The sequence below is a fragment of the Microbacterium sp. UMB0228 genome, assembly GCF_002871415.1.
GTDB lineage: Bacteria > Actinomycetota > Actinomycetes > Actinomycetales > Microbacteriaceae > Microbacterium.
Map to the genome: position 1 here is coordinate 801866 of NZ_PNFU01000001.1, position 12019 is coordinate 813884.

The window sequence follows — 12019 nt, forward strand, 5'->3', positions numbered from 1 at the left end:
TCCGCCGCTCGAACGGCGAGTACACGTACTTCGCCGCCGACGCCGCCTACTACCTGAACAAGGGCGACCGCGGCTTCCGCGACAAGATCTACCTGCTCGGCGCCGACCACCATGGCTACGTGCACCGTCTCAAGGCGGTCGCGGGAGCGGCGGGCGACGACCCCGCGAAGAACATCCAGGTGCTCATCGGCCAGATGGTCTCGATCAACGGTGCCCGCCTCAGCAAGCGCGCCGGCAACATCATCGAGATGGACGACCTGCTCGACTGGCTCGGCACGGACGCGCTGCGGTACTCGCTGGAGCGGTCGCCCGCCGACTCGCCGCTCGACCTCGACCCGGAGCTGCTGCAGAAGCGCACGAACGACAACCCGGTGTTCTACGTGCAGTACGCACACGCCCGCACCCACAACGTCGCGCGCAACGCCGCCGACTCCGGCATCGACCGCTCGGTCTTCGCTCCGGAGACGCTCACGCACCAGACCGAGGCGGCGCTGCTGGGCGCGCTGCAGGAGTTCCCGCGCATCGTCGCGTTCGCCGCCGAGGTGCGTGAGCCGCATCGCGTCGCGCGCTACCTGGAGGAGCTCGCCGGGCTGTACCACCGCTGGTACGACAACTGCCGGGTGATCCCCCTGAGCGATGCTCCGGTGGAGGACGTGCACCGCACGCGCCTGTGGTTGAACGACGCCGCCGGCCAGGTCTTCCGCAACGGGCTCGACCTGCTCGGCGTCTCCGCGCCCGAGCGCATGTAGGGAGCGCCATGAGTGACGACAACCCGACCCTCCCGTACCCGAAGCCCTCGGACGAGCACCCGACGCTCGTGGTCCCCGACCCGGCGGACGGTCGCGAGCGGAAGGGCGCACCGCCGCGGCGGCGCCGGTGGCCCTGGGTCGTCCTCATCGTCGTGGCCGTGCTCGCCGCCCTCGTGGTCGCGGCGGAGCTCGTCGCCCGTGCCGTGCTCCCCGGTGTCGTGCGGTCGATGGTGATCGAGCAGCTCGACCTGCCCGCCGACCAGCAGCTCGATGTCGAGACGGAGGGGATCCTGCTGCCGCAGCTGCTCGCGGGCCGCCTCGACACCCTGCGCCTGTCGACCGACGCCGTGACGCTGCAGGGCATCACGGGGGCGGCCGACGTCACCGCGACGGGCGTCCCGCTGCGCGTCGGCGACCTCGATGGCGCCGACGGCACCATCCGCATCGACCAGGACCAGTTCACCGCTCTGCTCTCGGACACCGACCTGCCCGTCGACACGGTCGAGTTCGCCGCGCCGAACGCGACGCTCGGCGGCTCGTTCGCGGTGCTCGGCACGCCGGTCCTGGTGTCCGTCACGTTCACCCCCGGCGCCGCCGAGGGGGACCTCGAACTCACGCCGGTGGCGGCGAGCATCGGGGGCGTGGACATCGATCTCGACCGCGTGGGCTCGTCGCTCGGCTCCCTGGGCGCAGGGATCACGGAGCCGCGGCGCGTCTGCATCGCCGACCAGCTCCCGGCCGGGCTCACGCTGACGGGGCTCGAGATCGTCGAGGACGAGGCCGTGATCGACATCGACGTGAACGGCGCGATCGTCAGGGACGAGTCGCTGCAGGAGAAGGGCACCTGCAGCGGCTGAGCGGACCCCGGTTCACCCGGGCAGGCGCTCCTGCAGGCGCGCGGCGAGTTCCGCCGGCCGTTGCAGGGGGATGCCGTGACCGCACCCCTCGACGATCTCGAGTGTGCTGCGCGGGTGCACGCGGTTCAACAGCGCGGCGGAGCGGCGCATGAGCGGCTTCTCCTCTGCGCCGACGAGCACCAGCGCCGAACCGGGATGCGCACGCCACGCGGGCGGCGGTGTGAAACGCAGGTTCTCCTCGACCGCGTGCAGCAGCGTCGTGCGTGAGAGGGCGGCGGAGGTCTCCAGGTAGCGGGGAAGCAGTTCTTCCGGGATGAACAGCTCTCGTGCCTGCAGACGGGCGAAGCGCTCGTTCCTGGCGAGTCCGGCGGTGAGGCGGAGCAGTGCCAGAGTGGGCCCGACGGCCCGGATCGGCTCCGCCTGAGCGCTGATGACGACGGCGTCGGCGACGAGGTCCGGGCGTCGTGCGGCCAGCAGGACGGCGAGCTGCGCGCCGAGGGAGAAGCCGACGACGGTGGCCGGTCCGGTCTCCCGCTCCAGCAGGGGGATGAGCCCCGTCACCGTCTCCCCGTGCGATGCGTAGTCGACGCTCGCGCTGCGGCCGTGACCGGGGAGGTCCGGGACGATGACCCGGCGCGCGGGATCGAGGTGTCCGCGCAGCGGCCCCCACATCCACCCGGCGACCCCGCCGCCGTGCAGGAGCAGAAGCGGTGGTGTCCCCGGGGGACCCGATGTCTCGTGATGCATGTCACTCCGTCTCGAAGCTCGCGGCCATCCGGCCGACGGTGTCGATCGCGCTCTCCAAGGTCGCGCGATCCAGGGGACCCAGCGTGCGTGCGGCCGACAGCAGTCCGAGGGTGGCGCTGGAGAGAGCGAGGGCCAGGGCTTCGGGCTCCACATCCGGCACGATCCGGCCCTGGCGCTGGAGGTCACGGATACCGGCGACGACCCGTTCGTGACGCGTCCGGTACCGGGAGGTCGGCTGCGCGGCGACGTGGGCGCCGAGCACTCCCGCGTCGTCGAGGAACGCGGCCGTCATGAGCTCGTCGCCGAGCAGCGCCGCCGCCGTGGCGCGGTAGAGGGCGCTGAGCGAGGGCTGAGGTCCGGCCGTGCGGCCGACCGTGTCGGCGATCCGCGCGGTGCCGCGCTGGAGCAGGGCATCGAGGATGTCGCGTTTCGCCGCGAACTCCAGGTAGACGGCGCCCTTGCCGATACCGGCCGCGCGCGCGATCGCGGCGACGTTCATCGCGTCGAAGCCCTCGGCCAGGACCATGCGCTCCGCCGCGTCGAGGATGCGTCCCCGACGGTCGGGCACGAGCGGCCTAGGCATCGGAGCCTCGGGCGAACCAGTCGCGCAGGGCGGGGATCACGAGGTCGGGACGGTCCCGTTGCACCCAGTGCCCGGCGCCGGGGGCCACGAGGAGCTGCCCGTCGGGCAGGATCTCCGCGGCCTCCTCGACCCGTCGGAGAGGGACGCCGGAGTCGCGGTCGCCGTGCACGAGGAGGACCGGGACGCGGATCTCGGCGAGTCGATCACGGTAGTCGGTGCGGAGTCGCAACGGCCGCACCTGATCCCGCTGCCAGTCGCCGAACGTCGTGAGACCGGAGCCGGTCGCGGCCTCGGCGAGCACCGCGTCGACGAGACCAGGGGTGCGGGCGTCGGGGGAGCGCACGAGATCCTGGAGGCCTCGCGTCATCGCCTTCCGGTCGCGTGCGTAGACGCGTGTCATCGCGCCGAGCAGGCCCGAACGCAGGATCAGGAACGTCGACAGGTGCGAGAGGGTCCCGACGGCGCCGTCCGTCAGGCGCGGCATCAGGCCGTAACTGCCGAGAAGGGCGGCGGCATGTGCTCCGTCCGGGCGGTCGAGCAGATGGCCCAGCGCCATGCCCGCGCCCATCGAAAGACCTCCGATGGCATAGGCGTGCAGCCCGAGGGCGTCGACGAGGTCGCCGACGTACTGCACGAGGCGCTCCTGGGTCAGCGGCGCATCGAGGCGTGGGCTGCGTCCGAAGCCGGGGTGGTCCGGCGCGAGGACCCGGTGTCCGGCCGCCGCCAGCGCCGACCCGACCTGGCCCCAGGAGAGCTCCGCACTGTCGGCCCCGCCGCCGTGCAGCAGCAGCACGGGCGTCTGCGTCTCCCCGGAGGGGCACCATTCCAGGACCGACACCGCGGCGCCGGGAACGGTCACGGTGTGCCGTCGTGGTGCGGACATGCGTCCCCTCTCGTTGTGACCATCCTATCCATTCCGGTCACAACGAGGACCTCACTCCGGGGCGGCGGTGCCGTTCTCCTCGGCCGCCGCGCGCTGGGCGTCCCGCAGCTCGGCCGTCGCGATCTTCACGTCGACCTCGGCGCGCTGCAGCCGTCGCTGCACGAACGTCCGCGCGCCGAACCGTTCGTGCAGGCGGTCGCCGCGCTCCTCCTCGGCGGTGACGATGTAGGCGCATGCGACGAGGATGACCTGCGTGGACAGCTGGAGCCAGATCAGGAGCGCGAGGAGCGAGGCGAACGAGGCGAGGAGGGGGTTGCTCGTCGCGCCGCCGACGAAGAGCCCGGAGAGCTGCTGCAGCACGATGAGGCCGAAGGCGCCGAGGAGGGCGCCGCTCCACAGGGAGCGCGCGGCGGGCCGGACGCCGGAGAGCAGGAGGAAGGCGCCGACGATCAGGGCCGCGTCGAGGATGAAGACAACGAGCAGCGACAGGAGACGGACCGTCCAGACGAGCAGCGGCGAATCCGACGGCACCCCGAGCAGATCGCCGATCCAGGTCACCCCGAGCTGTCCGATGAAGGTGATCCCGGCGGCGAGCACGAACGCGAGGCCGATGCCGACGCCGAGCAGCAGGTTGCGGACGATGACCCAGATCCACAGGATGTCCGCCTGGATCGTGCCGGCGATGGTCCGGATGGCCGTGCGGAGCGAGCCGATGGCGCCGAGCGCGGCACCCACCAGCGCGATGAGGGAGATGATGCCGGCGATCGAGAACGAGGCCGGGGTCCGGAGGTCCTTGGTGTCGATGACACCGCCCTCGCCGATGAGCCCGGGGACCGCGGACTGCACGGCGTCGATGATCGCGCGCCAGGCCTCCGGGTTGCCGGAGAGCCAGAGGGCCGCGAGGGAGAAGCCGAGGAGCACGCCCGCGAAGACGCTGAACAGGGCCCGGTAGGTCACGCTGTCGGCGAGCATCGGGCCACGGCGCTCGGAGTACAGCAGCACGGCCCTGACCGGGCGCCGGGCGAGGGCCCAGGCGATCACCGGACCCGTGATGCGGGCGACGAGCCCCGGGCGGGCCGGGGCTGCGGAGTGGTTCTCGGAGTCTCGGTTGTCGGTGTCTGCCACGTGCCCACCCTACGAGCCGGGCGGTACCGCTCCCCAGGGGGTTGACGCGGCGTGTCACCATGACCAGGCCGTGACAGAGGGTGCCCTAGAATCGGGGCAACTCGATGTGCGCCTCCGCCCGAGATCCGTCCCACGATTGGTGTTCCGTGCTCGACTCTGCCGCCACTCTCGCTCCGGACTGGCTCGTCGTCCCCGAAGATCCGAACGATCTCGCGCCCGGTGTCTGGCCGTCTTCGGCCACGCGCGACGACGACGGCAGCCTCGTGCTCGCCGGAGTGCCGGCGCCCGAGCTCGCCCGCACCTACGGCACGCCGCTCCTCGTGCTCGATGAGGACGAGGTGCGGCGCCGCGCCCGGGCCTTCCGCGACGCGTTCGACCGGGCCGCCTCGGCGCACGGCACCACCGCGCAGGTGTACTACGCCGGCAAGGCCTTCCTGTGCACGACGGTCGCCCGCTGGGTCGTCGACGAGGGGCTGCGCATCGACGTGTGCACCGGCGGCGAGCTCGAGGTCGCCCTCGCCGCGGGGGTCGCACCGGCCTCGCTGGGCTTCCATGGCAACAACAAGTCGGTCGCCGAGCTGGAGCGCGCGGTCGCTCTCGGCATCGGCACGATCGTCGTCGACAGTTCGATCGAGATCGAGCGCCTCGCCGCCATCACGGCCCGGACGGACACCGTGCAGCGCGTCATGGTGCGGGTCATCAGCGGCGTCCACGCCGAGACCCACGACTTCCTCGCCACGGCCCACGAGGACCAGAAGTTCGGCTTCCCGCTCGCCGAGGCCGAGGTCGCCGTGGCCCGCATCCGCGAGATCCCGGGGCTGGAGTTCGCCGGCCTGCACTGCCACATCGGCTCCCAGATCTTCGGCGTGGCCGGCTTCCGCGAATCCGCGTCGCGCGTGCTCGAACTGCACGCCGCCCTCCTCGAGGACGGCCCGGTGCCGCAGCTGAACCTCGGCGGCGGCTTCGGCATCGCCTACACCCGCGTCGACGACCCCACGCCGATCGACGAGCTCGCCGACGGCATCGTCGCGGCGGTCGCCGAGGGCTGCGCGGCGCGGGGCATCGCGGTGCCCGCGCTCTCGTTCGAGCCCGGGCGCGCGATCGTCGGCACGGCGGGCGTGACCCTCTACGAGGTCGGCACGACGAAGGACGTCACGGTCGCCTCCGGGGCCACGCGGCGGTATGTCAGCGTCGACGGCGGGATGAGCGACAACGCCCGTACGGCTCTCTACGGCGCCAGCTACTCCGCCCGCCTCGCCTCGCGGACGGGGACAGACGAGCCCCAGCTGAGCCGAGTGGTCGGCAAGCACTGCGAGTCCGGCGACATCGTCGTCGACCACGAGTACCTCCCCGGAGACGTGACACCGGGCGATCTGCTGGCCGTCCCGGCGACCGGCGCCTACTGCGCCTCGCTCGCGAGCAACTACAACCACGTCCCGCGGCCGCCGATCGTGGCGGTGCGGGAGGGGCGCTCGCGGGTGATCGTCCGCGGCGAGACCGTCCACGACCTGCTGGCCCGCGACGCGGGCATCGACGGGGCGCACGCCCCCGAGGGAGCACGATGACCCACCCCGAAGGAGCACCCATTGACTGACTACAGACGACTTCGCGTGGCGCTGCTGGGCGCCGGAGCCGTCGGCTCCCAGGTGGCGGCGCTCCTGCTCCGCCACGGTGACGAGCTGGCCGACCGCGCGGGTGCCGCGCTGGACCTGGCCGGCATCGCGGTCCGTGACCTCGACGCGCCCCGCGACGTCGAGCTCCCGAAGGAGCTCTTCACGACCGACGCCGAGTCGCTCATCCTCGGCGCCGACATCGTGATCGAGCTCATCGGCGGCATCGAGCCCGCCCGCACCAACATCCTCCAGGCGATCGGCTCGGGAGCCGACGTGGTCACGGCCAACAAGGCGCTGCTGGCCACCCATGGCCCGGAGCTGTTCGAGGCGGCGGATCGCGTCGGCGCCTCGGTGTACTACGAGGCGGCGGCCGCGGGTGCCATCCCGATCATCCGTCCGCTGCGCGACTCGCTCGCGGGCGACCGCGTCGTGCGGATCATGGGCATCGTCAACGGCACCACGAACTACATTCTCGACCGGATGGACACCGAGGGCGCCGACTTCGCCGACGTGCTGGCGGACGCGCAGCGCCTCGGATACGCGGAGGCCGACCCGACCGCGGACGTCGAAGGCTACGACGCCGCGCAGAAGGCCGCGATCCTCGCCAGCCTCGCCTTCCACACCGCGGTCCCGCTGGAGGCCGTGCACCGCGAGGGGATCACCGCCATCACGGCGTCGATGATCGAGGAGGCCCGCGCGGCGGGCTTCGTGATCAAGCTGCTCGCCGTCTGCGAGCGCATCGAGGCCGACGGCGCCGAGTCCATCTCGGTGCGGGTCTACCCGGCCCTCGTGCCGGTCGCCCACCCTCTCGCCTCCGTGCACGGTGCCAACAACGCCGTCTTCGTCGAGGCTGAGGCGGCGGGCTCCCTCATGTTCTACGGTGCCGGCGCGGGCGGCATCCAGACGGCCTCGGCCGTGCTCGGCGACGTGGTCTCCGCCGCTCGTCGGCACATCGCCGGCGGCGTCGGGGTGGGCGAGTCCACCAGGGCGAACCTCCCCGTCGTGCCCATCGGCCATGTGACGACGCGCTACCAGATCACCCTCGAGGTCTCCGACGCCCCCGGCGTGTTGGCGACGGTCGCCGGAATCCTCAGCGACGGCGGGGTGTCCGTCGCGACCGTCGTCCAGACCGTCGAGGGCGAGGACGAGCCGACCGCCCGCCTCATCATCGGCACGCATCGCGCGACGGAGCAGGCCCTCAGCGACACGGTGGACGTGCTCGCGGGCAGCGACGTCGTCGCCCGCGTGGTGTCCGTCCTCCGGGTGGAAGGCGAGTGACCACGGTGACGGCCACGGCTCCCGCCCCCGAGGAGCACGGCGCGCGTGTGGGTCGCACGGTCGAGGTGACGGTGCCGGCGACGAGCGCCAACCTCGGCCCCGGCTTCGACACGCTCGGCCTGGCGCTCAGCATCTACGACCGGCTCGAGGTGACGGCGCTGCCCGAGGGGCAGCTCGAGATCGAGGTCTCCGGTTCCGGCGCTGAGGACATCCCGCGGGATGCCTCCAACCTCATCGTCCGGACGATCGCCTATGTGTTCGCCGACGCCGGCCGCCCGATGCCCGGACTGCGCATCGTGGCCGAGAACGCGGTCCCGCACGGCCGCGGTCTCGGATCCTCCGGTGCGGCCGTCGCCGCCGGCGTGCTCGCGGCGAAGGGGCTGCTGGCGGGAGACGTCGACATCTCCGACACCGATCTGCTGCGCCTGGCGACCGAGCTGGAGGGCCACCCGGACAACGTGGCCCCTGCGCTGTTCGGCGGGCTCACGATCGCGTGGATGGGGGAGCGCGGCCCGCAGCACAAGAAGCTCCTCGTGCACCGCGGCGTCTCCCCGCTCGTCCTCGTCCCGGCGTACACGATGTCCACCTCGCAGGCCCGGTCGCTGCAGCCGCCGCACGTCTCCACGGCCGACGCGGTGTTCAACGTGTCCCGGTCGGCACTGCTCATCGCCGCGCTGATGCAGAGCCCGGAGCTGCTGCTCGACGCGACCGCCGACCGCCTGCACCAGGACTACCGCGCCGGTGCCATGCCGGAGACGCAGCGTCTCGTGCAGGCTCTGCGCGCGGCCGGATTCGCGGCCGTCGTCTCCGGCGCCGGACCCAGCGTGCTCGTGCTCGCCGACGGTCCCGGCAGCCGTCTGGACGCCGTCGAGGTGGCCAATCAGGTGACCGACACCCCGTGGGAGGCGCTCCTGCTCGCCGTCGACGTCCGTGGTGGTACAGTGGGGGATCGAGCGGAGGGCTCCACGTAGCATTCGTGAATCTGGCCCCATTGCATCTCTTGCAAGACCCGCACGCGAACCCCTGAGGCCCAAGTGCCGAGGCTGGCTGACGCCGAGCGTCAGCCCGTGCGATCGTGCGCAGCACCCGTTGTGCGCGTTCACGCTCATTTCCCATGACCTATAAGGGAGTACTCGTGGAGAACCTCTCCGAGACCCAGAACGATCAGGCGGCTCCGACCGCCGATGCCCCCGTCGCCGAGCAGGCGACCGAATCCGCTCCGGCCAAGAAGCGCGCACCGCGTCGGGCGAACACCGCCACGGCTGCGGCCAAGGCGGCCAAGGCCGCGGAGGAGTCCGGTTCGGCGGAGGCCCCTGCGGCTGCTGCCGGCGACTCCGCCGAGGCGGCGGAGGCAGCCCCGAAGGCGAAGGCTCCGCGCCGCACGCGGGCGAAGAAGGCGGACGCCGAGGCTCCGGCCGAGGCCGCACCGGCCGAAGCGGCACCGGCTGCCGAGACCGCCGAGGCGCCCGCCGAGGCCCCCAAGTCCGCCCGCGGCCGTCGCACGAAGAAGGCGGATGCCGAGGCCCCGGAGGCGAAGACCGAGAAGGCCGAGGCCGCACCGGCCGACAGCGCCGCGGAGACCGCCGACGCGGGCACCGCCCAGGGCGGCCGCGCCAAGAACGACGCGGCGAAGAGCGAGTCGAAGAACGACGGCGCTGCCGCGAAGAACGAGGCCGAGGCGGACGCTCCCGCGAAGGACGCATCCGGCGAGGCGGACAACGGCGAGGAGCAGGGCGGTCGGGGCCGCAGCCGCAACCGCAACCGCAACCGTGGCCGCGGCCAGGGCGGCGGTCAGGAGCAGGCGCAGAACGCGCCGGCCGACGACGACCAGTCGGGTAACGGCAACGGCCGCAACCGTCAGCGCAACAAGCGTCGCAGCGGCGGCCAGGTCGACGAGTTCGAGACGGAGATCACCGAGGACGACGTCCTCATCCCGATCGCCGGCATCCTCGACGTGCTCGACAACTACGCCTTCGTCCGCACCACCGGCTACCTGGCCGGCCCGAGCGACGTCTACGTCTCGCTCGGCCAGGTCAAGAAGTACAACCTCCGCAAGGGCGACGCCGTCGTCGGCTCCATCAAGCAGCCGCGCGAGGGTGAGCAGCAGGGGCGGCAGAAGTACAACGCCCTGGTCAAGGTCGACTCGATCAACGGCCTCTCGGTCGACGATGCGGCCACCCGCGTGGAGTTCGGCAAGCTTACCCCGCTCTACCCGCAGGAGCGTCTGCGGCTGGAGACGGCTCCGGAGAAGCTCACGCAGCGGATCATCGACCTTGTCGCGCCGATCGGCAAGGGCCAGCGCGGCCTCATCGTCGCACCGCCCAAGGCCGGCAAGACGATCGTCCTGCAGCAGATCGCCAATGCGATCGCGCAGAACAACCCCGAGGTCCACCTCATGGTCGTGCTCGTCGACGAGCGCCCCGAAGAGGTCACCGACATGGAGCGCACCGTGAAGGGCGAGGTCATCGCCTCCACCTTCGACCGCCCCGCGGAGGACCACACCACGGTCGCCGAGCTCGCGATCGAGCGGGCCAAGCGCCTCGTCGAGCTGGGCCGCGACGTGGTCGTGCTGCTCGACTCGATCACCCGCCTCGGGCGCGCGTACAACCTGGCCGCTCCGGCGTCCGGCCGCGTGCTCACCGGCGGTGTCGACGCGTCCGCGCTCTACCCGCCGAAGCGCTTCTTCGGTGCCGCGCGCAACATCGAGAACGGCGGATCCCTCACGATCCTCGCCACCGCCCTCGTCGAGACCGGATCCAAGATGGACGAGGTCATCTTCGAGGAGTTCAAGGGCACCGGCAACAGCGAGCTGCGGCTGTCCCGTCAGCTGGCCGACAAGCGCATCTTCCCGGCGGTCGACGTCAACGCGTCCAGCACCCGCCGCGAGGAGATGCTGCTCTCGGCCGACGAGGTCAAGATCACGTGGAAGCTGCGCCGTGCTCTCGCCGGCCTCGACCCGCAGCAGGCCCTGGAGGTCGTGCTCGGCAAGCTCAAGGAGACCCACTCCAACGTGGAGTTCCTCGTGCAGATGCAGAAGTCCATCCCGACGCTGCCCTCGGGCGCTCACGGGCACGACAACAACATCCGCTGAGGACCGACGTGTTCGAGTCCGTCCAGACTCTGATCGACGAGCATCGCCGGGTCCAGGAGGAGCTCTCCGACCCGGCGGTGCACGCCGACGCGGCACGCGCCAAGCGCGTCAACCGTCGGTACGCCGAGCTGTCGCGCATCGTGGCGGCGCATGAGGCGTGGACGGCTGCCGTCGACGATCTGGAGGCGGCGCGGGAACTGGCCCGTGAGGACGAGGCCTTCGCCGCGGAGGTACCCGCCCTCGAAGAGGGCGTGCAGGCGGCGCAGGAGCGTCTGCGGCGACTGCTCATCCCGCGCGACCCGGATGACGCCCGCGACGTGATCATGGAGATCAAGGCGGGGGAGGGCGGCGCGGAGTCGGCCCTGTTCGCCGCGGATCTGCTGCGCATGTACGTGCAGTACGCCGCGTCGAAGGGGTGGAAGACCGAGCTGCTCGAGCGCAACGAGTCCGACCTGGGCGGCTACAAGGACGTCCAGGTCGCCATCAAGGGTTCCTCGTCCGACCCCGCGCAGGGTGTCTGGGCGCATCTGAAGTACGAGGGCGGCGTGCACCGCGTGCAGCGGGTTCCCGCCACGGAGTCGCAGGGCCGCATCCACACCTCGACGACCGGCGTGCTCGTGTTCCCCGAGGTGGACGAGCCCGAGGAGATCCAGATCGATCAGAACGATCTGAAGATCGACGTGTTCCGCTCGTCGGGCCCCGGCGGACAGTCGGTGAACACCACCGACTCCGCTGTCCGCATCACGCACGTGCCGACCGGGATCGTCGTGTCGATGCAGAACGAGAAGTCGCAGCTGCAGAACCGCGAGGCGGCGATGCGGGTGCTGCGTGCCCGGCTGCTGGCCAAGCAGCAGGAGGAACTCGATGCGGCCGCCTCGGACGCGCGCAAGTCGCAGATCCGCGGCATGGACCGTTCGGAGCGCATCCGCACCTACAACTTCCCGGAGAACCGGATCGCGGATCACCGCACCGGGTTCAAGGCGTACAACCTCGATCAGGTCATGGACGGTGCGCTCGACCCCATCATCGAGAGCGCCATCGCCGCCGACGAAGAGGCCCGTCTGGCCGCCGTCGGCTCCGAGGGCTGAGCGGC

General features: G+C 71.7%; 11 protein-coding genes. 7 read left to right on the forward strand and 4 right to left on the reverse strand.

The window, feature by feature from the left end; genetic code table 11:
- Together CJ226_RS18415 and CJ226_RS03870 are read left to right on the forward strand one after the other, a co-directional pair.
- The coding region (locus tag CJ226_RS18415; protein ID WP_257996500.1) for a DALR anticodon-binding domain-containing protein at window positions 1-749 on the forward strand (749 nt) is incomplete at its 5' end.
- A gap of 8 nt (window positions 750-757) precedes the next feature.
- Complete coding sequence (locus CJ226_RS03870; protein ID WP_102208348.1) at window positions 758-1606, forward strand: DUF2993 domain-containing protein; 849 nt, start codon at window positions 758-760, stop codon at window positions 1604-1606.
- A gap of 12 nt (window positions 1607-1618) precedes the next feature.
- On the opposite strand, the gene CJ226_RS03875 is transcribed toward CJ226_RS03870, so the two are convergent.
- The 4 genes from CJ226_RS03875 to CJ226_RS03890 are packed head-to-tail and all read right to left on the reverse strand — an operon-like array spanning window position 1619 to window position 4944.
- Window positions 1619-2353, reverse strand: coding sequence for an alpha/beta fold hydrolase (locus CJ226_RS03875; protein WP_102208349.1), 735 nt, complete (start codon window positions 2351-2353; stop codon window positions 1619-1621).
- Window position 2354: 1 nt separating this feature from the next.
- Window positions 2355-2936, reverse strand: a complete 582-nt coding sequence (locus CJ226_RS03880) for a TetR/AcrR family transcriptional regulator (RefSeq protein WP_102208350.1) — start codon at window positions 2934-2936, stop codon at window positions 2355-2357.
- On the reverse strand, window positions 2929-3819 hold the full coding sequence (locus tag CJ226_RS03885) for an alpha/beta fold hydrolase (RefSeq protein WP_102208351.1): 891 nt from the start codon (window positions 3817-3819) through the stop codon (window positions 2929-2931). The genes CJ226_RS03880 and CJ226_RS03885 overlap by 8 nt, the downstream gene beginning before the upstream one ends.
- 51 nt (window positions 3820-3870) lie before the next feature.
- A complete protein-coding gene (locus CJ226_RS03890; RefSeq protein ID WP_180964522.1) occupies window positions 3871-4944 on the reverse strand; it encodes a YihY/virulence factor BrkB family protein in 1074 nt (357 codons plus the stop codon).
- A gap of 146 nt (window positions 4945-5090) precedes the next feature.
- Between CJ226_RS03890 and lysA the strand changes: the two genes are divergently transcribed.
- The 5 genes from lysA to prfA all read left to right on the forward strand — a co-directional run bounded on the left by lysA (window position 5091) and on the right by prfA (window position 12014).
- Window positions 5091-6509, forward strand: coding sequence for a diaminopimelate decarboxylase (lysA, locus tag CJ226_RS03895; RefSeq protein WP_257996501.1), 1419 nt, complete (start codon window positions 5091-5093; stop codon window positions 6507-6509).
- A gap of 21 nt (window positions 6510-6530) precedes the next feature.
- Complete coding sequence (locus tag CJ226_RS03900) at window positions 6531-7835, forward strand: homoserine dehydrogenase (RefSeq protein WP_062635006.1); 1305 nt, start codon at window positions 6531-6533, stop codon at window positions 7833-7835.
- Window positions 7836-7840: 5 nt separating this feature from the next.
- Complete coding sequence (gene thrB, locus CJ226_RS03905) at window positions 7841-8806, forward strand: homoserine kinase (protein ID WP_231868219.1); 966 nt, start codon at window positions 7841-7843, stop codon at window positions 8804-8806.
- A gap of 143 nt (window positions 8807-8949) precedes the next feature.
- Window positions 8950-10926 carry a transcription termination factor Rho gene (rho, locus tag CJ226_RS03910; RefSeq protein WP_102208353.1) on the forward strand — a complete coding sequence of 659 codons (1977 nt, stop codon included), beginning with the start codon at window positions 8950-8952 and terminating at the stop codon, window positions 10924-10926.
- Between the two features lie 8 nt (window positions 10927-10934).
- A complete protein-coding gene (gene prfA, locus CJ226_RS03915) occupies window positions 10935-12014 on the forward strand; it encodes a peptide chain release factor 1 (RefSeq protein WP_025103135.1) in 1080 nt (359 codons plus the stop codon).
- Window positions 12015-12019 lie beyond the last annotated feature (5 nt).